27 protein-coding genes and 1 pseudogene are annotated in these 25117 nt (G+C 61.5%); 17 read left to right on the top strand and 11 right to left on the bottom strand.

Features of this window, described 5'->3' with window-relative positions:
* From PQR67_RS35965 to sctC, 5 genes are read right to left on the bottom strand one after another with little or no spacing between them, the layout of a single operon-like run.
* On the bottom strand, positions 1–459 hold the full coding sequence (locus PQR67_RS35965) for a tetratricopeptide repeat protein (RefSeq protein ID WP_408467545.1): 459 nt from the start codon (positions 457–459) through the stop codon (positions 1–3).
* Positions 460–515: 56 nt separating this feature from the next.
* Positions 516–824, bottom strand: a complete 309-nt coding sequence (locus tag PQR67_RS35960) for a hypothetical protein (RefSeq protein WP_408467544.1) — start codon at positions 822–824, stop codon at positions 516–518.
* Positions 825–860: 36 nt separating this feature from the next.
* Positions 861–1118 (bottom strand): hypothetical protein, encoded by a 258-nt coding sequence (locus PQR67_RS35955; protein ID WP_408467543.1) that lies wholly within the window; start codon positions 1116–1118, stop codon positions 861–863.
* Complete coding sequence (locus tag PQR67_RS35950; RefSeq protein ID WP_408467542.1) at positions 1096–2193, bottom strand: FHA domain-containing protein; 1098 nt, start codon at positions 2191–2193, stop codon at positions 1096–1098. Before PQR67_RS35950 ends, PQR67_RS35955 begins: the two co-directional genes overlap by 23 nt.
* Positions 2183–4267, bottom strand: coding sequence for a type III secretion system outer membrane ring subunit SctC (gene sctC, locus PQR67_RS35945; RefSeq protein ID WP_408467541.1), 2085 nt, complete (start codon positions 4265–4267; stop codon positions 2183–2185). The genes PQR67_RS35950 and sctC overlap by 11 nt, the downstream gene beginning before the upstream one ends.
* Before the next feature lie 421 nt (positions 4268–4688).
* Between sctC and PQR67_RS35940 the strand changes: the two genes are divergently transcribed.
* From PQR67_RS35940 to PQR67_RS35885, 12 genes and pseudogenes are all read left to right on the top strand, one after another.
* The gene (locus PQR67_RS35940; RefSeq protein ID WP_408467539.1) at positions 4689–5009 is read left to right on the top strand and encodes a ribbon-helix-helix domain-containing protein; all 321 of its coding nucleotides are present in this window, start codon (positions 4689–4691) and stop codon (positions 5007–5009) included.
* 138 nt (positions 5010–5147) lie between these two features.
* Complete coding sequence (locus PQR67_RS35935; RefSeq protein WP_408467538.1) at positions 5148–5597, top strand: hypothetical protein; 450 nt, start codon at positions 5148–5150, stop codon at positions 5595–5597.
* 101 nt (positions 5598–5698) lie between these two features.
* Positions 5699–6310 carry a hypothetical protein gene (locus PQR67_RS35930; RefSeq protein ID WP_408467537.1) on the top strand — a complete coding sequence of 204 codons (612 nt, stop codon included), beginning with the start codon at positions 5699–5701 and terminating at the stop codon, positions 6308–6310.
* 62 nt (positions 6311–6372) lie between these two features.
* Positions 6373–6522: pseudogene (locus PQR67_RS35925) on the top strand (DMT family transporter); the annotation flags it as partial.
* 280 nt (positions 6523–6802) lie between these two features.
* A complete protein-coding gene (locus PQR67_RS35920; protein ID WP_408467536.1) occupies positions 6803–7369 on the top strand; it encodes a TIGR00645 family protein in 567 nt (188 codons plus the stop codon).
* Between the two features lie 57 nt (positions 7370–7426).
* Positions 7427–8950, top strand: coding sequence for a fumarate hydratase (locus tag PQR67_RS35915; protein WP_408467535.1), 1524 nt, complete (start codon positions 7427–7429; stop codon positions 8948–8950).
* Between the two features lie 195 nt (positions 8951–9145).
* The gene (bfr, locus tag PQR67_RS35910) at positions 9146–9625 is read left to right on the top strand and encodes a bacterioferritin (protein ID WP_090685707.1); all 480 of its coding nucleotides are present in this window, start codon (positions 9146–9148) and stop codon (positions 9623–9625) included.
* 180 nt (positions 9626–9805) lie between these two features.
* Positions 9806–10693, top strand: coding sequence for a glutamate racemase (gene murI, locus PQR67_RS35905; protein WP_408467534.1), 888 nt, complete (start codon positions 9806–9808; stop codon positions 10691–10693).
* A gap of 215 nt (positions 10694–10908) precedes the next feature.
* On the top strand, positions 10909–11145 hold the full coding sequence (locus PQR67_RS35900) for a (2Fe-2S)-binding protein (RefSeq protein WP_120346993.1): 237 nt from the start codon (positions 10909–10911) through the stop codon (positions 11143–11145).
* 246 nt (positions 11146–11391) lie between these two features.
* Positions 11392–12132 carry an energy transducer TonB gene (locus tag PQR67_RS35895; protein ID WP_408467533.1) on the top strand — a complete coding sequence of 247 codons (741 nt, stop codon included), beginning with the start codon at positions 11392–11394 and terminating at the stop codon, positions 12130–12132.
* A 29-nt stretch (positions 12133–12161) separates the two neighbouring features.
* Complete coding sequence (locus tag PQR67_RS35890) at positions 12162–12893, top strand: MotA/TolQ/ExbB proton channel family protein (protein WP_408467532.1); 732 nt, start codon at positions 12162–12164, stop codon at positions 12891–12893.
* 16 nt (positions 12894–12909) lie between these two features.
* Complete coding sequence (locus tag PQR67_RS35885) at positions 12910–13329, top strand: ExbD/TolR family protein (RefSeq protein WP_408467531.1); 420 nt, start codon at positions 12910–12912, stop codon at positions 13327–13329.
* A gap of 403 nt (positions 13330–13732) precedes the next feature.
* Here the strand turns inward: PQR67_RS35885 and PQR67_RS35880 are convergent, their stop codons facing one another.
* Positions 13733–14719 (bottom strand): LysR family transcriptional regulator, encoded by a 987-nt coding sequence (locus tag PQR67_RS35880; RefSeq protein ID WP_408467530.1) that lies wholly within the window; start codon positions 14717–14719, stop codon positions 13733–13735.
* Between the two features lie 122 nt (positions 14720–14841).
* Between PQR67_RS35880 and PQR67_RS35875 the strand changes: the two genes are divergently transcribed.
* From PQR67_RS35875 to hemP, 4 genes are all read left to right on the top strand, one after another.
* Positions 14842–15720 carry a pirin family protein gene (locus PQR67_RS35875; RefSeq protein WP_408467528.1) on the top strand — a complete coding sequence of 293 codons (879 nt, stop codon included), beginning with the start codon at positions 14842–14844 and terminating at the stop codon, positions 15718–15720.
* A gap of 184 nt (positions 15721–15904) precedes the next feature.
* A complete protein-coding gene (locus PQR67_RS35870; RefSeq protein ID WP_408467526.1) occupies positions 15905–16306 on the top strand; it encodes an OsmC family protein in 402 nt (133 codons plus the stop codon).
* A 69-nt stretch (positions 16307–16375) separates the two neighbouring features.
* Positions 16376–16858, top strand: a complete 483-nt coding sequence (locus PQR67_RS35865) for an SRPBCC family protein (protein WP_408467525.1) — start codon at positions 16376–16378, stop codon at positions 16856–16858.
* A gap of 201 nt (positions 16859–17059) precedes the next feature.
* The gene (gene hemP, locus PQR67_RS35860) at positions 17060–17320 is read left to right on the top strand and encodes a hemin uptake protein HemP (protein WP_408467558.1); all 261 of its coding nucleotides are present in this window, start codon (positions 17060–17062) and stop codon (positions 17318–17320) included.
* A gap of 333 nt (positions 17321–17653) precedes the next feature.
* Here the strand turns inward: hemP and PQR67_RS35855 are convergent, their stop codons facing one another.
* The 5 genes from PQR67_RS35855 to uvrB all read right to left on the bottom strand — a co-directional run bounded on the left by PQR67_RS35855 (position 17654) and on the right by uvrB (position 23443).
* Entirely contained in the window at positions 17654–19060 is a 1407-nt protein-coding gene (locus PQR67_RS35855; protein ID WP_408467524.1) for a 4Fe-4S binding protein, read from the bottom strand.
* The gene (locus PQR67_RS35850) at positions 19057–19902 is read right to left on the bottom strand and encodes an FTR1 family iron permease (protein WP_408467523.1); all 846 of its coding nucleotides are present in this window, start codon (positions 19900–19902) and stop codon (positions 19057–19059) included. Before PQR67_RS35850 ends, PQR67_RS35855 begins: the two co-directional genes overlap by 4 nt.
* Before the next feature lie 84 nt (positions 19903–19986).
* Positions 19987–20319 carry a cupredoxin domain-containing protein gene (locus tag PQR67_RS35845; RefSeq protein WP_120347003.1) on the bottom strand — a complete coding sequence of 111 codons (333 nt, stop codon included), beginning with the start codon at positions 20317–20319 and terminating at the stop codon, positions 19987–19989.
* A gap of 155 nt (positions 20320–20474) precedes the next feature.
* Entirely contained in the window at positions 20475–21023 is a 549-nt protein-coding gene (locus tag PQR67_RS35840) for an iron transporter (protein ID WP_120347004.1), read from the bottom strand.
* Between the two features lie 326 nt (positions 21024–21349).
* Positions 21350–23443: an excinuclease ABC subunit UvrB gene (gene uvrB, locus PQR67_RS35835; protein ID WP_408467522.1), complete on the bottom strand. Its 2094-nt coding sequence runs from the start codon at positions 23441–23443 to the stop codon at positions 21350–21352.
* A gap of 308 nt (positions 23444–23751) precedes the next feature.
* Between uvrB and PQR67_RS35830 the strand changes: the two genes are divergently transcribed.
* Positions 23752–24951: an amino acid aminotransferase gene (locus tag PQR67_RS35830; RefSeq protein WP_408467521.1), complete on the top strand. Its 1200-nt coding sequence runs from the start codon at positions 23752–23754 to the stop codon at positions 24949–24951.
* The last annotated feature ends 166 nt before the right edge of the window (positions 24952–25117 follow it).

Here is a 25117-nt window from a genome sequence, read left to right as displayed (position 1 = left end):
TCAATGCTCGCCTAGAAGAGTCAGTCGTTCTATGGTTGAAAGAAAAGCCGCAGCGGGCGCAGCCTGCGCGGCGCGAGCAGCGCGCGCGTAAGGTGCGCATTCGGGCAGATTCAGAAATGCCGCCGCCATCGAACTCGCAGCAGGTTCGTCGGTATCCGTCACTGTCATCAGCGTGCGCGCGCCGAGCGCGTAGTGACCTTCGAAAATCTGGCACACACCGAACCAGGCGCGTGCCAGCGCGCTGTCCGGCACAACCGCGAGCGCCCGGCCGAACAGCAGCGACGCGCCGCGGTAATTCGCACGGTCGAGTTCGACAAGCCCCTGCCCGAGGTGCGGAAAAACCCGCTGCGGATACAGCAAGGCCAGCCGGCCGAACAGGTAGTGCGCCTCGTCGAAGCGGCGATGGACACGAGCGTAGTGACCGATCGAAATCAGCAGTTCCAGTGTGTCGTCCTGCATCTGCAATGGCTCCCGAAGACGCCGCGAGGGCGTCTTTCGTCCTGGTTAAAAAAACGTTACTTGGAAGAGCGCGCCGTTTCCTTCTGCGCGTCGGTCAAACCCTGGATGCACGACGTTGCCGCACTCTGGGTTGTATTGACCGAGCCCATCGCCTGCTGGACCTTCAGCATTGCGACGTTCTGCTGCTTGTCGTCGGCGACTTCGGCCTGCTTCAATTTGTTGTCGAAGTCCTTGTTCTGCTTTTCGAGAATCTTCGCCAGCACTTCGACAACCTTCTGGGCCGACACGCCCCCTGTGTCGCCGACCACCGAACTGCCGCCGCTACCGCCGCCGGAGACACTGCTGCCCCCCGAATTCGGAGACATAGTCGTATTAACCTGACTCATTTTCGATTCCTAAATTTAATCCCGAGCGTTTGTGAAGCTCGCGCTTCGTTCCACCACCTGTCGAGCCGCTCGCAAACACTCGACAAGCAGAACCAGTTCATTTTTCACGGTCGGCGCCGCTGTCACGAGCGCATCGCTAATGCGGCCGATCTCAGCAGTCAGCCGCGCCGCGATCATCTCGCGACCGGCTCCGCCGCCTTCGGCCAGTTGAGCCTCTAGCGGCAAATCGGCGCACGCGCCAAGCGCGCTCCTACTGACATTTTTTTGGGGCATGGGCAGCATCCATAAAAAATTCGTAGGTCGAACCGTCGTCGTCGCGCAAGACGTACGCCGAACAGGTCGAGAGTTGCGTAATCCGACCGATTGGCAGTCGTGCGCCTGGGAAGTAGCGCACACCCTGCGCATCCGTGAGCCAGACTGCATGACGGCCGGCGAGCAGGTTCAGGCCAAGCGCTTCGAGCGGCACACGCACGCGCTCGCCTTGCTGCACGTGGCCGGGAAAAGTGAGACCACGCAGTCCGCTGAGCTCGGCACTCGCCAGGCGGACAACGCGGGCGTAGTCCCACGAATCGGGCGATAGGAAGCCCTGGGCTGCCGGCAGCGTCGCCGTGAACGTACCGGGCTCCGCGGGGCGCACCTCGGCGCCGCGGTAGTAGCGCGCGAGAAACTCGCCGAGCTGTTCCTGCAACTGCGCTAGCACGATCACGTGCATCACCAGCGCGCGTTTCTGCGGCCACGCACTGGCGGTCAGTGCAGCCAGATCGGCGGGCGACTGCACATAGCCCTCGTAGACGAGTGCGCCGGTCTTCGGGTCGATATGCTTCGTCACCAGCCGGAATGCGTCGTTGGGACGCGTCGCGCGCGGTACGCCGGACCACTGGCCAGACGAGATCCAGGCCAGCAGCACAAAGGCAAACGGCATCCCGAAGACCACTGCTTTCGTTGCAGGCGACGCATCCGACCAGCGTTTGCCGAGATACACATGCGGCGCATGGCGCAGCAGATAGGCACGTTCGGCGTCACGCGCCAGCGCCGCGCCCGGCGAGTCGCGGCCGCAGAACTGGAAGGTGACGACACCCGCCGAAAACCGCGCGCCGCGCTCCACCGTCACGCGCCGCCCCGGCGCCAAGGGCTGGCCGAACACCGTCACCTTTGCGTGGTGGGCAACCAGCGCGAGCACCGTGCCGTGCAACTCGACGGTGACGTGCAGGGGTTCGACGCCTTCGTCTATCACCATCAGGTCGGCATCCCCGCCGCTGCCTATCCGCAGCGGCCGGTCGGCCGGCAGCACCACGCTCGCGCCGGTGTGCACGCCTTCCGTCACGACAATCCGCGCATCAGCGTTCATCGCGGCGCTCCCACGGCATCTTGCTCACCAGCGGCAAATCGGACGCGGACCAATGCGATGGCGATGGTGGCGGCGCCTGCGGCGCGGCGCTCGCAGCCGCTTGCGTCAGCGTCCGCGATACAGCGTCGGCGTTTCGCGCAACCGCGGCCGTCGCCCCGAGAGGTTTCGCGGGCTGTGTCGCAGCACCGCCCGATAGAGCGGCCGGAGCGGACAAGGCAGCCACTACGTCGGACCGCTGCGCCAGGGTCGCATCGGGACCCGGGCGAGCGGCGCCCACCGGCATCCCCGCGGCGGCCTGCGCCATGTCCGGCTCTACGTCACCCGCCAGACGTTTGAGCCGCGGCGTAATCAGGATCAGCCGTTCGAGGCGCTCATGCGAAGTCTGGGTATTGCGGAACAGCGCGCCGAGGTACGGCACGTCGCCGAGCACCGGCACCTTCGACGTCGTGCTCTCGCTACGCTCATATTGATAGCCGCCTATCAGCAGACTGTCGCCGTCGCGCACGATTGCCTGGGTGACGACCGAATGGTTGTCGACCTTCGGAATACCGTCCACCGTCACCAGCGTGTTGAAGGTGCCGTCTTCGATCTGGATGTTCAGCCGGATATTGCGGCGCGGCTCACCGCCCGATTCAACGCTCGGCGTCACCTTCAGGGTCATCCCCGTGTCGATGTTGAAGAGATCGACGGCCTGATTACCCGCCACGCGCACATAGACCGAGCTGCGCGAAGTCAGGGCCGCTTCCGTGTTGTTCAGCGTGAGCACCTGCGGGCGCGACAGCACACGCGCCTGACCGGCGTCCTCCAATGCATGGATCTGTGCAAACAGGTATTGCGCCGAGTTGCCGACCAGCGTCGCGAGATTCAGTCCGGTCAATGCGCTGGCCGGCGTCGCCAGCTTCGGAGCGCCGAACGCCAGCGGCGCGCTCGCGGTCCCGGAGGCGCCGTTGATACGCTCATTTGCGCCGCCCCATTGCACGCCGAGCGAACGTGCGGCATTCGACGATACGTCGATCACCACCGCGTCGATTTCCACCAGTTCCTGAGGCTGGTCGAGCATCGCGATGGCGCGCTCGTAATTCGGCATCATCGACACGAGGTCGCTGATGATCACCGCGTTGGTGCGCTGGTCGGCGACGATGTTGCGCCGCGCGGGGGTCACGGAGGGCTGCGCGGTGTCAGCGTCGGGCAGCGGCGGCCGCTCAACGTTGCCTGCTGACGATGCGCCGCCGAGGCCGAGGCCGAGCAGGCTTGGCAGCGGCGGCGGACCGCCGCGCGCGCTACGGTCATCGGCGCGCTGATCGGCGCGCGCATCGGTGCGTGCACGCGTTGTGCGCGGCGCGCTCGCCTGCCAGGTGTCCGTCATCAACTGGCGCAGCAGCGAAGCGACGCCAGGCACGAGCTGCTCCTGCGCCCCCACGCTGTAATGGACGTCCTGCGCCTGCGCGTAGCGCAACGGGAAAACGCGGATTGCGGTCTCGTCGAACGACGGCTCGACGGTAGTCTGCCGCTGCGCCTTGTCGATCGCCTCCGCCACCGCATCGACGAATTTCGACGGACCCGCAACCTTGACCGTGGTCGCCGAGTATCTGATCGGCAGGCGGGCGTCGTCGAGATCGAGGTTGCGAAGCAACGACGCAACCGCTTCGCGGGTCATCGGCGCAAACGGTATAACCCGGCTGCGCACGTCCGAAGCCGTCGCGACATGCATCGCCTTGCCGTCGAAGTACCAGACGAGGCCATACGCCTCTACCAGTTGGCTGAAGACGTTGCCCGGCGTGTCGTCGAAGCGGCCGTTGACCGCGCCTTTTACGTCGCGACCGATGTCGGCGCTCAAGCCCTCGACGGCGAGCACGTCACGCAACACGTCGGGCAGTGGCGCGCCGTTCACCGCATAGTGAATCGGTGCGCCGCGCCAAACGGGTGTCGCGGCGTCGGCCGTGGACATCAGCAGCGCCGGACAGGCCACGCCGAGCAACCCCGCAATGTGGAGTACGACGGCCCGGATTGCGCACGGCGGCAAGGACGGAACTCCGCCGCCCTTCTTGATGATCGAATCATTGCGACACATCATTAGCATTAAAAATCCCTGGCTGCGTTTATTGACTACGTTAGCGAGAAATTTAATGGTGTTTCAACACGCCCTGGTCGTACACATATACGACATCCCCGGAAAGCCAAACGCGCCGCCCCCTTACCGAACCGACTTTCAGGATCAGAAGTTCATCCTCTTCTCGAATTAATCAGAATGAATTTTTTTATCCCGAAAATAGGCTGGAGATACACATTGTCGCAAGTCGTATATCTGTATGACCTTCTGCGTTAGCAGAGGAAGAGGATTGACGAACCGCCAATTCGATTAATTCGATCATGACAGATAAATCATTCAACCCAAGCCGTAACTCTTCGACTTTCCCGATCTTGTTCAGGACGTTGATGGGCTTCGAGATCTTCACTGAGGCTCCGCACCTACCGATTCCTACAGACGCCTCGACATGCGGATGACACGGTATTGCAACTTCACTCCTCAGCTTGCAAAACCAAGACTGCGCTCCGTCAGAATCAACGGTTTTGCAACATGCTTGCGACTCGAGGAAATTTATTGGCGAATCATCGAAGAAATTGCGCGTCAGGAATCTCTGACAGTGGGCAAGCTGATTTCAAAATGGGCTATCGATATTGATATGACGCAAGAAACCGTCTTCAATTTCACTGGACTTATCAGAATAATTTGCGTCACTCAAATAATCGAACAAAAGCATCTGATCGATATGAAGACACTCGATCCGGACGCGCCAGCCAACGCAATTCAATAGCCTGCAAGGAGGTTCATCGGAATAGACACATCCATTTCCTTATATGTCGCGACGCGACAATCACTGAACACGACGCGCAATTACTCACGCGAAAAAAACACCTGATCAGTTTAATTTTTTAATCACAAGGATTTGATCATGACGAATGCGATCAACAACATGGGCAACAGCACGCAGCTCAACATGAGCAACATGTCCGCACCGGCGCAAAGCGGCATGCAGACCGAGACGCACTGCGCCTCGGTGCGCACGTTTTCCACCGGCGACACCGGGGATGCCGGCAATACGTCGTCCGCGGGAGCGTCACAGGATGCCCACGCCAGCCACGCTCACCACGCGGGCGCTAGCGGTGACAGCCAGGCAGCACAGGGCGCCGACTCATCGGCACAGGGGAGCGGGAGCGGCGGTGGCGACATGATGGGCGCGATGAGCCAGATCATGGACCTCATCAAAACAGCCATTTCCGCCGCGGCGCAAGTGGCTTCACCACTTATCAGCATGTTCACGTCGATGATGGGCCAAGCAGGTTCGTCGGGTTCATCGGGTTCATCGGGCTCGTCGGGCTCGTCGGGTTCGGGCGCCGCTTGACCCCACCCTGAACAGCCCGGCCGGCGCGCGGCCTCGGTCGGCCTCGGGGCGGCATCCCGTATACCGCCCCGCTTCAAATCCCGCCTTTCTTTCAGGACGCAATGATTAATTTCCTCGGGTCGGGTCCCGTCGATCGCAGGCGAATCGACGCCCTCGTACGACGCTCCAATGCAGGGTTGCACACAGCCATTATCGATTTTGTCGACGGCGGCCATCGCCATATCAGCGAGACGCTGCGCAGCGCCGTGCCGCCAGACGCAGTCGTGCAGCGTTTCCTCGACGAGTTGCAGTTAATGCAGGATTACGTGGGCACCTCGTACCGGGTGTCGCAGATCTCTCGCGACGGACTCGCCGTGCTACAACGCAGCCGGGGCTGGCATTTTTTCGACCTCGGAGCACAGTGCGCCTTTGTCCTGCCGTCCAACGCGGCCGCATGGGCAACAAACGCAGTGCAAACACAACCGCGTGACGGTGCTCGCACGCTGTTCTCGATCTTTGACGAATCGGTCCCACAGAAGAATCTGTCGACAGCCCTGCTTGCCGATCATGTCATCGTGCCACCTGGAACCCTGCTGCGCCTGACGGGTCTGCGCATCATTCGGGGGCAAGGTGCGACGGGTGCCGGCCGCCCTCGTATCATCGCGCATTTCACCCGGGCCGACTGCGCATGCGGCGCACCCTATGACCTCTACAACGGTGCCCGAGGCGCCTGACACAAGTAGCCGGTGTGTGCGACTGACCGACCGCTCCGGTAAACCAGCGGGCTGATGCGCGCTCTTTGCTACCGGTGGCCGCTGCCATCTGCGGCATCGTCTTTCTCGACGAGCGGCCCACACTCGCGCATGGCATCGCGCTCGCCTGCGTCGTCGCCGGGATTGGTCTGGCGAGCCTGAAGGTCAAGCGGATACCGCCAGTGACGTCGTGAGGCCTCAGACCGATTGCACTGGCGGCGCCACTCTCCCCGTACTGCCCGCCGCGCCGCAGCAAATCCATCTGACGCTGTACAATAGCGCGCCTGACGCGAGCTTCTCCGGCCTTCCTGGCCGCGTACCGCGCCGTCTGCGCCCTGGTTTGCGTGCCCGATCGCGCGTTTGATTCGCGCTTCGGGTCAGCGCATTTAGTCCGTGTTCCGTCACCTGCGTTTCATCTGACTCCTGCCCATGTCCGCACCGCGCCCCAACTCCGCTGGTAACACGCGCCGCCCGATGCGTCCGCTGCCCGTCATCATCTTCATGAGCCGCTGGCTGCAAGTGCCGCTTTACCTGGGCCTGATCGTCGCCCAGGCGGTCTACGTCGTCCTGTTCCTGAAAGAGGTCTGGCATCTGGTCAGCGCGTCCATGACGCTCGACGAAACCAACATCATGCTGGTGGTGCTTGGCCTGATCGACGTGGTGATGATCTCGAACCTGCTGATCATGGTGATCATCGGCGGATATGAAACCTTCGTGTCGCGCCTGGGCGTGGAGGGTCATCCGGACGAGCCGGAATGGCTCGACCATGTCAACGCCGGCGTGCTGAAAGTCAAACTGTCGATGGCGCTGATCAGCATCTCATCGATCCACCTGCTGAAGACCTTCATCAGCCCCGACCAGAATTCGACGCACACGATCATGTGGCAGGTCATCATCCATGTCGCGTTCCTTCTCTCGGCGGTCGTGATGGCGCTGGTCGACCGCCTCACCACGCATACGCATCCGAAACATTTTCAGGAGCCCGCGGGACTGCATCCGCTGGGCTCGAACGGTTCCACTCCCCTGAAGGCGCACGACTGACCGCACTGCCCTGCGTGTCTGATAACAAGCGCCATTGTCCCCACTGAGCTAGCCATCATGACCGTCATCAAACAGGAAGATCTGATTCAGAGCATTGCTGATTCGCTTCAGCACATCAGCTATTACCACCCGCTCGATTACATCCAGGCCTTGGGCCGCGCTTACGAGCTCGAAGAGAGCCCGGCCGCGAAGGATGCGATCGCGCAGATTCTCACCAACAGCCGCATGTGCGCCGAAGGTAAGCGCCCGATCTGCCAGGACACCGGCATCGTCACGGTGTTCGTGAAGGTCGGCATGGACGTGCGTTGGGATGGTGCGACGATGGGCGTCACCGAGATGATCAACGAAGGCGTTCGCCGCGGTTATCTGAACCCGGACAACGTGCTGCGCGCGTCGATCGTGAGCCCGCCGGAAGGCGCGCGCAAGAACACGAAAGACAATACGCCGGCCGTGATCCACTACGAGATCGTGCCGGGCGACAAGGTCGACGTGCAGGTTGCGGCAAAGGGCGGCGGCTCGGAAAACAAGTCGAAGTTCGCGATGCTGAACCCGTCGGACTCGATCGTCGACTGGATTCTGAAGACCGTGCCGACCATGGGCGCAGGCTGGTGCCCGCCGGGCATGCTCGGCATCGGCATCGGCGGCACCGCTGAGAAAGCGATGGTGATGGCGAAAGAATCGCTGATGGATCCGATCGACATTCAGGACGTGATCGCACGCGGCCCGCAGGACTGGATCGAAGAACTGCGCGTAGAACTGCATGAGAAGGTCAACGCGCTCGGCATCGGCGCACAAGGTCTTGGCGGTCTCGCTACCGTGCTCGACGTGAAGATCATGGCAGCACCGACGCACGCGGCGAGCAAGCCGATCGCGATCATCCCGAACTGCGCGGCAACGCGTCATGCGCACTTCACGCTGGATGGCTCGGGCGTGGCGAAGCTCGAAGCGCCGTCGCTCGACGCATGGCCGAAAGTGCAGTGGGAACCGGACACGGAAAAGAGCCAGCGCGTCGACCTGAACACGCTGACGCCGGAGCAGGTTGCAGCCTGGACGCCGGGCCAGACGTTGTTGCTGTCGGGCAAGATGCTGACGGGCCGCGACGCGGCGCACAAGCGCATCGCAGATATGCTCGCGAAGGGCGAAAAGCTGCCGGTCGACTTCACGAATCGCGTGATCTATTACGTCGGCCCGGTCGATCCGGTGCGCGACGAGGCCGTCGGCCCCGCAGGCCCGACCACCGCCACGCGCATGGACAAGTTCACCGAGACCATGCTGTCGCAAACCGGCCTCATCTCGATGATCGGCAAGGCCGAGCGCGGCCCGGTCGCAATCGAGTCGATCAAGAAGCACAAGGCGGCCTATTTGATGGCCGTAGGCGGTGCGGCTTACCTCGTGTCGAAGGCGATTCGCAGCGCCAAGGTTCTCGCGTTCGAAGACCTCGGCATGGAAGCGATTTACGAATTCGACGTGCAGGACATGCCCGTGACGGTTGCCGTCGATTCGAACGGCACCTCGGTGCACCAGACCGGCCCGAAGGAATGGCAAGCGAAGATCGGCAAGATTCCGGTCGCGACGGTTTGATCGCTATTGACTGACGTCCGCTGAATAACTTGAAGCCGGGGCCTGAAACCCCGGCTTTTTTTATGATGAAATGAGAACGGTACGCATCACGCGAAAAACCCTCTGAAATCAAGCGAAAATCTGCTTTTTGCCTTGGCTTTTTGCGTTTCGCCGTTTATTGTTCTGGGAAATTCAAATCCCCTACAAGGACACATCATGCAAGGCGACAAGAAGGTCATCGAATATCTCAACTCACAGTTGAAAAACGAACTGACCGCGATCAACCAGTACTTCCTGCACGCGCGGATGTACAAGCACTGGGGTCTCGAGAAACTCGGCAAGCATGAATACGACGAATCGATCGGCGAAATGAAGCACGCCGACTGGCTGATCGAACGCATTTTCATGCTCGACGGCCTGCCGAACCTGCAAGACCTGCACAAGCTGCTGATCGGCGAGGAAACCAAAGAAATCCTCGAATGCGATCTGAAACTCGAACAGATTTCACAAAGCACCTGCAAAGAAGCGATCGTCTATTGCGAATCCGTTCGCGACTTCATCTCGCGCGAAATCTTCGTGAAGATTCTCGACGACACGGAAGAACATATCGACTGGCTTGAAACGCAACTGGACCTGATCGACAAGGTCGGCATCCAGAACTACCAGCAAACTGCGATGGGCTCGATCGAGTCCTGATCGAACCCGCCTGGAAAAACCCGCGCGCCGGCTCATGGCGCTGCTCACACGCCATCTGGCCTGGTTGTTTATCAGCCGGCTCAGTGATCAGGGTGGGCGCCGCGCGGGAGATATACTTGCGCACCTCTCCGTTTTCGTGAGTTTCCCGTGACCGCTGTGCCGCGCGTCCCCTTCTCGCCCATGCCCACAGAATCGCCATCTTCGAGTGCCCCGATTGCCGCCTCAGGCGGCGGTCTGCAGGCGCCGGTCGGCATTTTCGATTCGGGTCTGGGCGGTTTGTCGGTGTTGCGGGCGGTCCGGGCACAACTGCCCGGCGAGGCGCTCATTTACGTCGCCGACTCGCTTTACGCGCCCTACGGCGAACGTGACGACGACTTCATCGCCGATCGCACCCTCGCAATCGGCGAATGGCTCGCGAAGCAAGGCGCGAAGGCGCTGGTGGTTGCATGCAACACGGCGACCGCGCAGTCGATCGCGCTGGTCCGCGAAAAACTGGCGATTCCGCTGGTGGGCGTCGAGCCGGGCGTCAAACCGGCCGCGCTGCAGTCGAAAACGCGCGTTGCCGGCGTGCTCGCCACCCAGGTGACTTTGCGCAGCGCCCGCTTTCAGGGCCTGCTGGAACGCTATGCCACGGATTGCCGTTTTCTTTGCCAACCGGGCCACGGACTCGTGCAGGCAGTGGAACGCTGCGACGTAGGGTCCGCAGAACTGCGCGCTCTGCTGCGAAGTTACCTCGAACCCATGCTCGACGCGGGCGCCGACATTTTGGTGCTCGGCTGCACCCACTATCCGTTTCTCGATGCGGCGATCCGCGATATCGTCGGCGACCGGCTGATGCTGATCGATACGAGCGTAGCCATCGCGCGCCAGTTGGAGCGGGTGCTCGATCAGCACGGGCTGCGCGCCCTCCCGGAAAGCACCGGCGCTGTTCCGCCCCGCTTTTATTCGACCGGCGACGGCACGCATCAGCAGCAACTTGCCGCGACCCTGCTGCATATCGACGCAACGGTCGACCAGGTTGTGATCCCTTCGCGCCGCACCGCGGCGCCGGATTCCCAAGCCGCATAAACCCCTCGCCCGCCGCGTTTTAGGCCTCTGCACGGCCTTTACGCGTGCTTTTCGGGCGCTTCTGTCCCCTTCCCGCCTCTCGCGCCGCGCCCCCACCCGTAGACGAAACCCTTCTAAGAGTCTGGTTTTGTTACAAAAAATCATGCAGGACGCTTGCCAAACGAGCCAATCAAAATGATAATAGTTCGCATTAACGTTAGCTATGACGCCCTGCCATGATTGTCTGTGTCTGCAAGTCTGTTTCTGACCGAAAGATCCGTGCCTCGATCGCGGAAGGCGTCGATTCGTTCGACGAACTCCAGTTCGAGCTCGGCGTCGCTATCTGTTGTGGCAAGTGCGCGGATTCCGTGCGTGGCGTCATGATGGAAAGCGGCGTGTGTGCGAGCCGTTGCGGCTTCGATCATCACTCGCAGGTCATGCCGCTGACGTTCTACGAACGCAAGGCCGCCTGAGACCGCTTTCAGGGCGCGGCCCATGCCGCGCCTCGGGGCTTACCGCCTCACTGCTTCACGCGTTATCCCACTGCCGTCAGCAAGCCAGTATCCGTACCAGCCAGCTACCCGCTCACCCGTTAAAAGGAGTTCGAGATGGAATTGCTGATAGGTTTCGTGACCACTTTGTTCATTTCGCTGCTGATCTTCCGAACATGACGATGTCCTGTCTGACGTGCCGCATCGACGGCACGCCTCCCCGCTAACATGCAGGCCTCGCATACCGTTTTAGCCAGCACCACGCCGGCTTCGTCCCTCCGAATGAATTCCCGAGCCTTGAGCGCGACTGCCGCGGTCGCGGCGATTCACATCGCTTTGCTTGCAGTGATCATGACGCTGCGTCATGAGCCCGTGCAGCCGGTAATCGAATCGCGTGTCATGACCGCACAGTTGTTGCCGCCGGCGCCCGTGGCCGCGCCCGTCGCGCTGCAATCAATCGCGCCGCCACCGCCCAAGCCGACGCCGCCGGTCCATACCAAGGTCAAAATCCAGTCTAAGCCGACACCGACACCGACACCGACGCCCAAGCCAACGCCTACGCCGTTGCCCGTGGCCGCCGCACCGTCCGCCACCCCCGTCGCGGCGGCTGATCCAACGCCGCCCGCGCCGGCGGCACCGCCTGCTCAGGCAGCGCCGGCAGTCGGCCGTCCGACGATGGAAATCACCGCGCCGAAAAACGTTTCGCACATCGACTGCAGCATGGTCACGCCGGAATACCCATCGCTGTCGAAGCGTCGCGGTGAAACCGGCACCGCCTACGTGAAGTTCGTGGTCGGACTGACGGGCAAGCTCGAGAACATCGAACTGAAAAAGAGTAGCGGCTTCAACCGTCTGGATGATGCCGCGGTTGCCGCCGCGCACGCGAGTGCCTGCAAACCCTATCTAGAGAACGGCCAGCCAATTCGGGCCGCGTACACCCAGCCTTACAACTTCAATCTGAACGATTGAGGCAGATTTTAAAAAAAGAAGGAATTGCAATGCAAAACTACGGACTGGCGCACGTGTGGGCGCAAGGGAATTTCGTGACGCGCGGTATCGCGCTCGCGCTGTTGATCATGTCGGTGATGTCGTGGAGCGTGATCATCATCAAGGGCTGGAATGTGATGCGCCTCAACCGTCTCACGAAGAATGCCGAACAGCAGTTCTGGCATTCGGACGATCTCGCCGACGGCGTGAAGAAACTCGGCGCCGGTTCGTCGACGCCGCAGGACAATCCGTTCCTCGCGCTTGCGCTGTCGGGCCAGGAAGCCGCCGATCACCATCATCAAACCCAGCCGCATCTGCACGACCGCATGGACGTGTCGGACTGGGTGACGCGCTGCCTGAAGGACACGATGGATGAAAGCGTCGCGCGCATGCAAAGCGGTCTGGCGATTCTCGCTTCGATCGGCAGCACGGCGCCGTTCGTCGGCCTGTTCGGCACGGTGTGGGGCATCTATCACGCACTGCTGGCAATCGGCGCGAGCGGCCAGTCGTCGATCGACCAGGTCGCGGGCCCGGTCGGCGAAGCGTTGATCATGACCGCGTTCGGCCTGTTCGTCGCGATTCCGGCCGTGCTCGGCTACAACGCACTGACGCGTGCCAACAAGGCGGTCGTCGCCAAGCTGAGCCGCTTCGCGCACGGTCTGCATGCCTTCTTCGTGACGGGCGCCCGTCTGTCGTCGTCCAAGCGCGGTGACGGTCTGCGTCTCGCCGCGCGCGCCAACTGATCGACGAGGCATTCCGATGGCAATGAGCCCTTTCGCCGGCGACGATGACGACGGTCTGATGAATGAAATCAACATGACGCCGCTCGTCGACGTGATGTTGGTTCTCCTGATTGTCTTCATGGTGACAATCCCGGTCATTCGTCACGCGGTCAAAATCGATCTGCCGCATGCAAGCAGTCAGAAGGAAGATACCAAGCCCGCGCAGGTAACGGTCGCGATCGACGCGGACGGCAACGTATTGTGGGACGACAAGAAGGTCGACGACGCCGCGCTGAGCGCGAAGATTGCAGAGGCCGCACAAGCGAATCCGCAGCCGGAATTGCATCTGGATGCGGACCGTAAAGTCGCGTACGAGAAAGTCGCGGAAGTGATGTCGGCGGCGCAGGCCGGCGGCCTCACGAAAATCGGCTTTGTCACGCAGCCCAAAGCAAAATAAGGGCAAGCAATCCGCCTGTCGCATCGCGCCGCTGTTAAGCAGCGCCTGCCGAAAAACCGGAATAGCCCTTGAAACAAGGGCTAAAAGTAAAAGGCCTTCATCGTCAGATGAAGGCCTTTTTTTGTGCGCACTCGGCGCTTTCGGGCGGCGGGATCACTTACCGTCAGAAGATGACTGATAGCTCGAATCACCGCATGCGACAGCCGTGGTCGACACGGACAGCGCGCTCAGCCCTATCAGGCCCACTATCATAGAGGCCATGAGTTTTCGCATAAGAGACTCCTTAGCGAAGGGGTTTCACTATAGGCCCGCAAACGCGCGCATTCAAGCAAACTGTCATTGAAAGTACTCATGACAAACGGCGCTTAAATGCTAAAAGCGATGTCGCCGCATAAAATAAGTGCTATGACGCGATCGCGAAAACGGGCTGCACCGCGCCTTGCTCTGCACGCGTCGGGCACTCGCCCGTGATGTGCTTACCTTCGTCCGGATCGAGCATTTCAACCAGATAATCGACGAACGCACGCACGGCCGGCACCATCCCCTGGCGCGACACGAATACCGCGTACAACTGCGGCGTCGGGAGGGTCCAGCCCGGCATCACCGGCGACAACTGCCCCGCGCGTAGCGCGCTGCCGTACATCATTTCAGGCAACGCGGCGATGCCCACGCCTGACAACACCGCTTCACGAATCGTCATCAGATCGGCTGTAACGAGGCGCGGCTCATGTTCGTGCGCATGGTGCGTGCCGTCGGGAGCGATCAGATTGAAGACGTGGCGACCGTCGCCGGTCGGCACGTCGAGCGTTTCGAAACGGCTCAGATCGGCCGGCAACAGCGGCGGCGCATTCTGCTGCAACAGGCTCGGTGCGCCGACCAGCATCTGCTGCGTGCGCCACAGCGGACGCACGACGATGTTGGCGTTTTCTGGTGGATCGGAGCGCACGCGCAGCGCGATGTCGATCGAATCCTCGAACAGATCGACCACGCGGTTCGTCACACGCATGACCACGCGCACTTCCGGGTAGCGATGCATGAATTCCGGCAGGATCTGCGACAGAATCGTCTGCGAAATCGTCACCGGCACGCTGACGCGCACCGTCCCACGCGGCGACGAGCGCAATTGCTGCACCACGTTGACGGCCGCTTGCGCCTCGCTCAGCATCGCCTGGCAATGTTGGTAGAAGAGCTGACCGGCTTCAGTGAGCGCCAGCTTGCGGGTGGAGCGCTGCAGCAGGCGCACGCCCAGCGACGCCTCCAGTTCGGTCAGCCGGCGCGACAGGCGCGACTTGGAAATACCCAGCACGCGTTCGGCGGCGGAAAAACCGCCATGTTCGACGACCTGCGAAAAGTACATCAGGTCATTCAGATTGTGTGAATCGATCTTCATCTCATCGTTCCAGTAATAGAACAATCCATTGCATGACAGCGGCTGGCGCCTAGGAAAACGGTCCCTATAATAGCTCTATGTTTCAAAAATAATGCTATTCCCCATTTTTTGAGGTGACTTTGATGAGCACGACGCGCACGATCGAACGCACGTTTCCCGCCGTTCGCACGACCGAAGGTGGTGGCTTTATCGTCCACCGCCCGTTTCCGACCCGCCTGCTGATGGATTTCGATCCGTTCCTGCTGCTCGACGAAATGGGGCCGATCGACTATGCGCCGGGCGAGGCCAAAGGCGCGCCGGATCATCCGCATCGCGGCTTCGAAACGGTCACGTACGTGCTCGAGGGCCAGTTCGGCCACAAGGATTCGGGCGGCCATTCGGGCACGCTGCGAGCCGGCGACGTGCAATGGATGACTGCGGGCGCGGGCGTTGTGCACAGTGAGATGCCGGACCCGTCGTTCGTGCGCACCGGTGGACGCGTGCATGGCTTGCAACTATGGGTGAACCTGCCGCGCCGCGACAAGATGATCGAGCCGCGTTATCAGGAGATTCCGTCGGCCAGCATTCCGGTCGCAACGTCCGCGGACGGCAAGGTGCGCGTCAAGGTCATCGCGGGAGAAGCGCTCGGCGTGAAGGCTGCCATTGAAACGCGCACGCCGATCCTCTACCAGCATTTCTCGCTGCAACCGGGCGCAACGGTCCGGCAACCCGTGCCGGCCGATTATCGGGTGTTCGCTTACGGCCTGTCGGGCAAAGGCTTTTACGGCGCAGGCGACGCGCGCCAGGAAATCGACGCGCGGACGATGGTGGTGTTTCAGAACGACGGCGAGTCGGTCACGCTGACGGCAGGCGAGGAACCGCTCGAAGTGCTGCTCCTCGGCGGCGTGCCGCTGAAAGAACCGGTGGTGCGCTACGGCCCGTTCGTGATGAACACCGAAGACGAGATCCGCCAGGCAGTGACTGACTATCAGGCCGGACGCATGGGCGCGATCACGCACTGATTGACCATGCCCGCGCAAACGTTGCCGCTTACGATCACGGTGGCGCGACGCTCACCGCGCCGCCGCACATAGGGCACGAAGGCCGGTAAATTCGTTCACAATAGCAACTCATGCCGCGCGCCACGCCGTCTGACCATGACGGACCGTGGCGCGCGGCGATTTCCGTCCCTGTTCAGGAGCGCGCATGGCAAAGTCCACCGTCACTGCCCACATCGGCTCGACGAATTTCCGGGTTCTTTTAGACGACGGCAAGCATACGTGGCTCGCTGACGAACCCGAGTCGGCAGGCGGCGGCGATCGCGGACCTTCGCCTGTCACGATGCTGCTGTCGAGTCTCGGCGCCTGCACATCGATCACGCTGAAGATGTACGCTCAGCGCAAGGGCTGGCCGCTTGCCGACGTGCGCGTGGCGCTGGAGCTGGAAACCGGCGACGCGGGCTCGACGATCGACCGCAAGATCATGCTGGAAGGCGACCTGTCCGACGAGCAGCGGGAACGGCTCTTGCAGATTGCCAATGCGTGCCCGGTTCACAAGATCCTCACGCATTCGATCACGATCCGTTCGGGTCTTGCTGCTGTCGCCTGAAGCAGGAAGGGTGCGGCACCGGCTAGCAAGGCCGCACCTATTGCAACGCTTTCATAGGAAGCCGTCGTTTTGAATTTCGAACACCTTATCCAGATCAACGACCCGTTGAATCCGTTTGTCGACTCGATGACCCGCGAGCAGTTGTGGGAGGGTCTGGTGCTGCGCGCCGAGCAGCCACAATTGTTCGTGATCGGGCTCGACAGCTGCACCATTCTTTCGCGCGAAGGCGACACGCTCGAACGGGAACTGCACTACGGCCAGGCCACCGTGCGCGACCGTGTCACGTTGCAGGATCGCCAGAGCGTGCGCTACGACATCCTGCCGACGGCGGATTATGTCGGCGGCTCGCTGACAATGACGATCGAGCAGCCTGACGAACTGCAGTTGTTCCTGCGTTTCGAATACACGACCACCCTGCCGGTGTCCGACGACCAGGACGCCGTGCAAACGCAGGAAATCGTGAAATCGGCGTACCGCGAAAACGATATCGATACGGTGCGGCTGATCCGCCAGTACGTGCAGGCGAGGCAAGAACCCGGTTCGTTGCACTGATGTTGATGTAGGCGCGGGCGCCCTGCCCGCGTCGTTGTACCGTGCGAGGCCGCCATGCCAAAGGCGGCCCGCCCTCTCCCGTCGCTCTACGACCCCACCATCAGGCTATCGAAAGTCAAAACCGATGAATTTCTCTTTCTTGTAAATGGGAATAGTTATCATTTAGAATTAATCCATCGAATCGACCAACAGCAAAAACGAATGACCGATCTCACGCGCTCCTCAACACTCAGCCTGCGCCGCCCAGCGGCCGCGCTGACCAGCCGTCCGAAAACATCGACGGCGACGGCAACCGCCGCGAAGCCAGCGGTGGAGCGCGCTAGCGGTACGAGCGAGAAGCCGGATCGGGTCGTGCGTAGCGACGCACTGCTGCAAGGACACAGTCACGTCAGCATCGTGCATAACGGCGAAACGTATCAGCTACGAGCAACGCGCTTGGGCAAGCTGATTCTGACGAAGTAACAGGCAACACCGAATAGCAGTCAGTACCGGGTATTGTGGGGACCACCTCCTCGAGAGGTGTTGGGCATTAGCCAGCCACGACGGCTTGCACGTGAGAACTAGACCCCTTCGTGCAGACACCAAGCCAGCCGTCGCAGCCAGCCAGGCCGCTTTTTTGGTTCTCACTCAATGCGGATAGACGAAAGACATCGTGTATCGCAAACAGGAAAAGCAAAGCCGTGGGATGGCACCATCTCCACGGCTTTTTGTTTTGGCCGGCGCCGGTCAGGTTTGACAGCACCGCGAGGCGTTGGAACCCCGGTTAGAACCCCGGTTAGAACCTCGTTATGACCTCTACTTCGAAGCCCAGCCCCAGAACATCAGCCACCATGCACTATCGACCACCGCCAGCGCCGCGGCGAACCACACCATCGCGAGGCCGCGTTGAACGAAGCGCTCGCTATAACGGCGCGTGACGAGCCAGGCAAGCCATGCGCTCCACAGATTGGCAATCGCCAGAATCGCGATACGCATATCCGACGCCCACCACAACGACACATGTTCTGCGCGCAGCAGCGACAGTGTGGTCGCCGACAAGCCGAGGAACACACCTGCGCCTGCGATCGGAATCAGGCCTTGCGTCAAATGATGCAGGCGCACGGCGTTGAAACGCCCCAGCATGCGCGTCGCGCCCATCAGCAGCACCAGCAACGCTGTGCCGTACACCAACGCTGTAGCGAGGATGTAGCCGATCACCATCGTGCCGTCGAGCCACGAAAATACGTCGTTCTGCTCAGGATAATGCGTGAACAGAAACCAGGGCGCGTTGGTGTCCAGCGGCCAGGTGATGTCGTGATCGACCAGCCAGGTGGCGAAGAACATCTTCAGGTCGATGAACCAGCGCGAAGCGGTCCAGTGGAACGCGCCGATCGCAATGCCGAGCAGGCCGTACAGAATCAGTGCGGTGTCCCAAGGGTTCGCCTGCTTGTCGCCGAGCTGCACGACTTCCGTCGACGGCGCGCGCCACGTCAACGCGATCGCGTCGCGATGTCCGCTGCAACGGCCGCACATATGGCAGTCCGACGCGCCCTTCATATTGCGCAGCGGCACCAGCGGCGCGCAATTGATCGGGATCACACGATGCCCGTGTTCGCCGTTTTTGTACGAACGGCGCCACGCTTCTTCATCGACTTTGTAGTGAAACGGTGCGAGACGCGCGAGTAGCGAAAAAACCCCGTTGACGGGGCATAGATACTTGCACCAGACGCGCTTCTCGCGTCCGTACAGCAAACCGATGATCATCGCCGCAAAGGTCGAACCGCCGAGCACCAGCAGCACCGCTTTCGGATACTGGTAGACACTGACCATCTGACCGTAGATGGTGGTGATGCCGAACGCGACAAACGGCCAGCCACCCCAGCGCATCCAGCGCGGAATCGCCCAGCCGCGGCCATACTTGCTGGCGAATTCCGCGAGCGCGCCCTCCGGGCACAACACGCCGCACCAGACCCGGCCGAGCATCACCATCGACAACAGCACGAACGGCCACCAGATGCCCCAGAACACGAACTGCGCGGCAAGCGTCAGGTTGGTCCATAGATGCGCGGTGTCGTCCGGCAGCGGCATCACCGCCGGCACCAGAATCAGGAACGCGTACACGGCCACCACGACCCACTGGATGCCGCGGATCAAGCCGCCGTGACGCTGCATCCACTTGCCGGCCGCCGCGAGGCGGCCCGGGCGAGTCATCACGGCACTCATGCTGCGCGCCCGGCGGCCTGCTGCGCCGGCTTGCGATTCGCACGACGCACCAGCAGATAGACGACCAGCCAGTACACAGCGTAGGCGATCAGATTCATCAGCGCCGGATGGGCGCGATAACCGGTGAGCGTCGCAACCAGCGAACCGAAGGTGCTCGAGTCGTCGAGAATGGCCGACGAGTTCCACATCTGACCGATGATCGTCGGCAGAATTTCCTTATCGATCAGCTTATCGACACCGGTCTGGAACAGGCCTGCGCCGAGGAACAGCAACATGATCTCGGTGATGCGAAAGAAGAGCCGCCACGAGAAAATCTTGCCGCCCAACTGCAGCACATAAAAGGTCAGAAAGGCGAGGCCGAGTCCGATCACCACGGCTAGCATCTGGCTGCCGTCCACGTGACCCGATTGGCCAAAGCCGAGACCGTACAGGAAAATCACCGTTTCACTGCCTTCGCGCGCGATCGCCAATGCGACCAGCAAGGCGACGCCCCACCAGTTCGAATCGTGCTTGCTCTTTTGCAGCGACTGTTCCATGTCGCGCTTAAGCGACCGGCCGTGCTGCTTCATCCACAGCACCATCTGCACGATCAGCACACACGCGACCAGCACCATGGCGGTCTGGAAATAATCCTGCGCGTCACCGGAGAGCACTTCGGTGAAACCGACCAGCGCCGCGCCGAGGGCGACCGCCGCGATCAGACCGGCCGCGACGCCGCCCCACAGGTACGGCAAACCGCGACGCGCATCGTCGTCGCCATTTTTCAGCCACGCGTACAGGATGCCGACGACCAGCAAGGCCTCAACACTTTCGCGCCACACGATGAATAGAATCTGACCCATCCAAGCTCTCCCCTCTACCCTGCTACTGCTGTGGCGAACGCGTCACCCGTGTGTGCTCAAGGCATGCGCTCGCACCCCAAGCCGCTATTTCGCGACGATCACGCCCTGCGCCTGCTGATGAAAATCGTCGAAGAACTTGTACTCGCCCGGCTCCAAAGGAGCGATCACGACGAACGAATCGCCGCCCGGCGCCAACACCTTTTCCTTGCGCAACTGCACGCTTTCGAACTCGGCCGCGCCCTTGCCGGTGTTGCGTATCGCAATCTTGATTCGCTGCCCTGCCGGCACTTCGATACGCGCCGGATTAAGCTTGCCGTCGTTCATTTCAAGCTTGAAGGTGGGCAGATCCGCTGCGTGCGCGGCCCCCACGGCCAAAGCCGTCATGGCAAGGATCGCGATCTTTCGATTAATTCTCATTAGCCTTCCCGGAAAACGCGGCGCGGCGGGATTCATCGTCCGCGCGCCAACTGCTGCATGCATTCACTCGCTCATTCGCTCATTCGCTCACTCAAGCCCGGCCACGCAGCAATGCGCGACGGGCCGCGATGATCCGCGTCCGCAGTGATCGACGATCAGTAACCGCCCTTCTTGCCGATACCCGCGAACGTGAAGTCGTATTCGAGCGTGATCGGCTTGAACCACGGACCCACGCCGGTTTCCTTGTCGACGTGACGGCCGAAAGCCATGTGACCGGTTTGCATCGGTGCTTCGACGATCAGCTTCAGGTGGTACTTGCCCGGGCCTTGCAGCTTGACGTTGTCGCCGTAATGCGGACCGTCGTTGGCGACCATCGCCATCATGTCGCCCTTCTGCGTCTGATTCGAACCGGCTTTCGTCAACTCATAACGAACTTGCAGATACGGCATCCAGTCGCCTTCGGCAAAACCCGTCGGATTGTTCTTGACCGCGTGGATGTCGGCTTCCAGGTGGACGTCCGAATCCGACGCCTTGCGCATCATGCCTTCGGGTTCCATCGTGATCGGCTGCAGATAGACCGCGCCGATTTCCATGCCGCCCTGAATCTGGTGCTTGCCGATCGGGTATTCCGCAGCCGTTGCTGAAAGCGCCGCTACTGCGGCCACCGCTGCTGCGCCACCACGCACAAATGAAGAAATCCGCATTGAAACTCCTTGTTTTTATCAGACTGGAATCGAACCCATTGGAACAGTGCGCGGTGCTTGCCTCGATGCAGCCATGTCAGCGGCCCCTGTTGGCAAACATGCGGTGCCGTAAATTGCATTACGAACGTTAATGCGAACCATTCTCAATATTGAGCAAGTTTATCATTGATCCGCAGGGAGAACAAACGCGAACGTACGCGAAGCCTTATGGGAGTAAGGCCTTAAGGCGGTCTTAAGGAAGGCGCTGAGCGAGGGGGTCAGCGGGTTGCAAGGCGGGGGAAAGGCAAGGCGCGGCACATCGCCGCGCCTCATCAGGCAGGAAGGTGCTATTCGACGCCGGGCACGTGGTCGCCCACATTCGCACCGAACACGCGCTGGCGCAGCAGCGCCAACTGGTCGCGGGTTTGTGCGGCTTTTTCGAACTCGAGATTCTTGGCGTGCTCCATCATCTGCTTTTCGAGACGCTTGAGCTCCTTGGCGAGCTGCTTCTCGGACATGTCCTCGAATTTCGCTCGAGTCTGCTGTTCCTTCAACTCGGCGCGGGCGTCGTCGACGTTGTACACCCCGTCGATGATGTCGCGGATCCGCTTGACCACGCCGCGCGGCGTAATGCCGTGCTCCAGGTTGTAGGCGACCTGCTTGGCGCGCCGCCGCTCGGTTTCGTCGATGGCGCGGCGCATCGAGTCGGTCACCCTGTCCGCATAGAGAATCGCCTTGCCGTTCACGTTCCGCGCGGCCCGTCCGATGGTCTGGATCAGCGAGCGCTCGGCGCGCAGGAAACCTTCCTTGTCCGCGTCGAGAATCGCCACCAGCGAGACTTCCGGAATATCCAGCCCTTCACGCAGCAGGTTGATCCCGACCAGCACGTCGAACGTGCCCAGTCGCAGATCGCGGATGATTTCCACCCGCTCCACCGTATCGATGTCGCTGTGCAGGTAGCGGACCTTGACGCCGTGATCGGCCAGAAACTCGGTCAGCTGCTCGGCCATCCGCTTGGTCAGCACCGTGACCAGCACGCGGTCGCCCACCTTGACGCGCTCGTTGATCTCGCCGAGTACATCGTCGACCTGGGTACGTGCCGGGCGCACCTCGATTTCCGGATCGACGAGACCGGTCGGGCGCACGAGCTGCTCAGCCACCTGCCCTGCCGTCTTTTTCTCGTAATCCGCCGGCGTGGCCGACACGAACACCACCTGACGCATCTTGCGCTCGAACTCATTGAACTTGAGCGGGCGATTGTCGAGCGCCGACGGCAAGCGAAAACCGTAGTCGACCAGATTCTCCTTACGCGCCCGGTCGCCGTTGTACATGCCGTTCAGCTGGCCGATCAGCACGTGCGATTCGTCGAGCAGCATCAGCGCGTCGGGCGGCAGGTAGTCGACCAGCGTCGGCGGCGGTTCGCCGGGCGCGGCGCCCGAGAAGTGCCGCGAGTAGTTCTCGATGCCCTTGCAGAAGCCCAATTCCTGCAGCATTTCCAGATCGAAACGGGTACGCTGCTCAAGCCGCTGCGCTTCGACGAGCTTGCCGTTGCTGTAGAAGAACTCGAGCCGGTCGCGCAATTCGGTCTTGATCGTTTCGACCGCACGCACCACGGTGTCACGCGGCGTCACATAGTGCGACGACGGGTACACGGTGAAGCGGGTAATCTTCTGCCGCACGCGGCCGGTGAGTGGATCGAACAGTTGCAGCGTCTCCACTTCGTCGTCGAACAGCTCGATGCGCACCGCCATTTCGGCGTGCTCGGCCGGGAAAATATCGATCGTGTCGCCGCGCACGCGGAACGAACCGCGCTGGAAGTCGGCTTCGTTGCGGTTGTACTGCATCGCGATCAGCCGGGCGATGATGTCGCGCTGGCCGAGCTTGTCGCCGGTACGCAGCGTCAGAATCATCTTGTGATATTCCGACGGGTTACCGATACCGTAAATCGCCGACACCGTGCCGACGATGATCACGTCGCGCCGCTCCATCAGGCTCTTGGTGGCCGACAGCCGCATCTGCTCGATGTGCTCGTTGATCGACGAATCTTTCTCGATGAAGAGGTCGCGCTGCGGCACGTACGCTTCCGGCTGGTAGTAGTCGTAGTACGAGACGAAGTACTCGACCGCATTGCGCGGAAAGAACTCGCGAAACTCCGAATAAAGCTGCGCGGCGAGCGTCTTGTTCGGCGCGAACACGATCGCCGGCCGGCCGAGCCGCGCGATGGTGTTGGCCATCGTGAAGGTTTTGCCTGAGCCGGTTACGCCGAGCAAGGTCTGGAACGACAAACCGTCCTCAATGCCTTCGACGAGCGTCTCGATCGCCGTCGGCTGGTCACCGGCGGGCGGATACGGCTGGTAAAGCTGGAACGGCGAGCCTTCGAACGTGACGAATTTGGATTCGTCGAGCGCCTCGTCGAGTTCGGTCAGATGATGTTCGGACATGGGGAGCGGCACCGGGCCTTGGGCAAAGGACTATTCTAACGGGTTGCGGGAACCCGGGCCGAACGGGTCCGCGTAGGGATTGAGCGGGTTCGGGACAAAAGGCACATGACGCCCTTGTGCCTGTTTTTCAAGCAAAAAAGTCAGTTCAACGGGCTTGGATGTCCGAAAAATGGCCGCAGATTCGCTACAATGGCAAGTTGCGCTCGCTCGCCGATGCCCGCCCTCCGTCCGAATCGTCCGTCAGACGCCTTTGGCCGGGCTGCCCGCGCTCGTAGCCGCCCTCTTTTCACTACTGCTGCCCATCCATCATGTCTCTGTTCTCCGCCGTCGAACTTGCTCCCCGCGACCCGATTCTGGGCCTGAACGAAGCCTTCAACGCCGATGCGCGCACCACCAAGGTCAATCTTGGCGTTGGCGTGTACTTCAATGAAGAAGGCAAGATTCCGCTGCTGCGCGCCGTGCGCGACGCGGAAAAGGCACGCGTCGAAGCCGCGCTGCCGCGTGGTTATCTGCCGATCGAAGGCATCGCCGCCTACGACGCCGCCGTGCAAACGCTGCTGCTCGGCAACGATTCGCCGCTGATCGCCGCGGGCCGCGTCGTGACGGCACAAGCACTGGGTGGCACGGGCGCACTGAAAATCGGCGCTGATTTCCTGAAGCGTCTGAACCCTTCGACCAAGGTCGCGATCAGCGATCCGAGCTGGGAAAACCACCGCGCGCTGTTCGAAGGCGCAGGCTTCGAAGTCGTGAATTATCCGTACTACGACGCGCACACGCAGGGCGTGAACTTCGACGGCATGCTGAGCGCGCTGAATAGCTACGCGGCAGGCACGGTCGTCGTGCTGCATGCTTGCTGCCACAACCCGACCGGCGTCGACCTGACGGTCGACCAATGGAAGCAGATCGTCGAAGTGGTCAAGGCACGCAATCTGGTGCCGTTCCTCGACATCGCCTACCAGGGTTTCGGCGACAACATCGAGTCCGACGCCGCAGCGGTCCGTCTGTTCGCAGCATCGGAACTGAACGTGTTCGTGTCGTCGTCGTTCTCGAAGTCGTTCTCGCTGTACGGCGAGCGTATCGGCGCACTGTCGATCATCACGGCAAGCAAGGAAGAATCGGCTCGCGTGCTGTCGCAACTGAAGCGCGTGATCCGCACGAACTACTCGAACCCGCCGACGCACGGTGGTTCGGTGGTCGCGGCGGTGCTCGCTTCGCCCGAATTGCGCGCCACGTGGGAAACGGAACTCGCCGAAATGCGCGACCGCATCCGCGCCATGCGCAATGGCCTGGTCGAACGTCTGAAGGCAAGCGGCGCGGATCGCGATTTCAGCTTCGTGAACGCACAACGCGGCATGTTCTCGTACTCCGGGCTAACGGCGCCGCAAGTCGACCGTCTGCGTGAAGAGTTCGGCATCTACGCCGTGAGCACGGGCCGTATCTGCGTGGCCGCGCTGAATACGCGCAACCTCGACGTCGTGGCTAACGCGATTGCTCACGTGTTGAAGTAAGGCATTTCAGGGCGCGGGCGTTCATCGCACGCGCTTTTGTCTGGCCGATGCTGCTTGAAGAAACGGCGCCCAATTCGGGCGCCGTTTTCATTGGCCGGCTGCTGGACGTATGACTCTCACCTGCCGATGCGGCTTGCTGCCGTTGGTTGCTGATATGGCCTGCTGC

Origin of the sequence: Paraburkholderia fungorum (assembly GCF_046026025.1) — a bacterium.
GTDB classification, from domain to species: domain Bacteria; phylum Pseudomonadota; class Gammaproteobacteria; order Burkholderiales; family Burkholderiaceae; genus Paraburkholderia; species Paraburkholderia fungorum_E.
The sequence above is the reverse complement of the archived record's forward strand: the minus strand, read 5'-3'. Positions and strand labels throughout refer to the sequence as shown.

Coding starts and splice junctions, on each gene's coding strand:
- sctC (WP_408467541.1), bottom strand. CDS start 4,267: ATGATGTGTCGCAATGATTCGATCATCAAGAAGGGCGGCGGAGTTCCG.
- PQR67_RS35950 (WP_408467542.1), bottom strand. CDS start 2,193: ATGAACGCTGATGCGCGGATTGTCGTGACGGAAGGCGTGCACACCGGC.
- PQR67_RS35880 (WP_408467530.1), bottom strand. CDS start 14,719: ATGAAGATCGATTCACACAATCTGAATGACCTGATGTACTTTTCGCAG.
- PQR67_RS35845 (WP_120347003.1), bottom strand. CDS start 20,319: ATGAGAATTAATCGAAAGATCGCGATCCTTGCCATGACGGCTTTGGCC.
- PQR67_RS35885 (WP_408467531.1), top strand. CDS start 12,910: ATGGCAATGAGCCCTTTCGCCGGCGACGATGACGACGGTCTGATGAAT.
- PQR67_RS35900 (WP_120346993.1), top strand. CDS start 10,909: ATGATTGTCTGTGTCTGCAAGTCTGTTTCTGACCGAAAGATCCGTGCC.
- PQR67_RS35935 (WP_408467538.1), top strand. CDS start 5,148: ATGACGAATGCGATCAACAACATGGGCAACAGCACGCAGCTCAACATG.
- PQR67_RS35930 (WP_408467537.1), top strand. CDS start 5,699: ATGATTAATTTCCTCGGGTCGGGTCCCGTCGATCGCAGGCGAATCGAC.
- PQR67_RS35850 (WP_408467523.1), bottom strand. CDS start 19,902: ATGGGTCAGATTCTATTCATCGTGTGGCGCGAAAGTGTTGAGGCCTTG.
- PQR67_RS35915 (WP_408467535.1), top strand. CDS start 7,427: ATGACCGTCATCAAACAGGAAGATCTGATTCAGAGCATTGCTGATTCG.
- PQR67_RS35840 (WP_120347004.1), bottom strand. CDS start 21,023: ATGCGGATTTCTTCATTTGTGCGTGGTGGCGCAGCAGCGGTGGCCGCA.
- PQR67_RS35940 (WP_408467539.1), top strand. CDS start 4,689: ATGCGGATGACACGGTATTGCAACTTCACTCCTCAGCTTGCAAAACCA.
- PQR67_RS35955 (WP_408467543.1), bottom strand. CDS start 1,118: ATGCCCCAAAAAAATGTCAGTAGGAGCGCGCTTGGCGCGTGCGCCGAT.
- uvrB (WP_408467522.1), bottom strand. CDS start 23,443: ATGTCCGAACATCATCTGACCGAACTCGACGAGGCGCTCGACGAATCC.
- murI (WP_408467534.1), top strand. CDS start 9,806: ATGCCCACAGAATCGCCATCTTCGAGTGCCCCGATTGCCGCCTCAGGC.
- PQR67_RS35890 (WP_408467532.1), top strand. CDS start 12,162: ATGCAAAACTACGGACTGGCGCACGTGTGGGCGCAAGGGAATTTCGTG.
- PQR67_RS35875 (WP_408467528.1), top strand. CDS start 14,842: ATGAGCACGACGCGCACGATCGAACGCACGTTTCCCGCCGTTCGCACG.
- bfr (WP_090685707.1), top strand. CDS start 9,146: ATGCAAGGCGACAAGAAGGTCATCGAATATCTCAACTCACAGTTGAAA.
- PQR67_RS35920 (WP_408467536.1), top strand. CDS start 6,803: ATGCGTCCGCTGCCCGTCATCATCTTCATGAGCCGCTGGCTGCAAGTG.
- PQR67_RS35855 (WP_408467524.1), bottom strand. CDS start 19,060: ATGAGTGCCGTGATGACTCGCCCGGGCCGCCTCGCGGCGGCCGGCAAG.
- PQR67_RS35870 (WP_408467526.1), top strand. CDS start 15,905: ATGGCAAAGTCCACCGTCACTGCCCACATCGGCTCGACGAATTTCCGG.
- hemP (WP_408467558.1), top strand. CDS start 17,060: ATGACCGATCTCACGCGCTCCTCAACACTCAGCCTGCGCCGCCCAGCG.
- PQR67_RS35965 (WP_408467545.1), bottom strand. CDS start 459: ATGCAGGACGACACACTGGAACTGCTGATTTCGATCGGTCACTACGCT.
- PQR67_RS35895 (WP_408467533.1), top strand. CDS start 11,392: ATGCAGGCCTCGCATACCGTTTTAGCCAGCACCACGCCGGCTTCGTCC.
- PQR67_RS35960 (WP_408467544.1), bottom strand. CDS start 824: ATGTCTCCGAATTCGGGGGGCAGCAGTGTCTCCGGCGGCGGTAGCGGC.
- PQR67_RS35830 (WP_408467521.1), top strand. CDS start 23,752: ATGTCTCTGTTCTCCGCCGTCGAACTTGCTCCCCGCGACCCGATTCTG.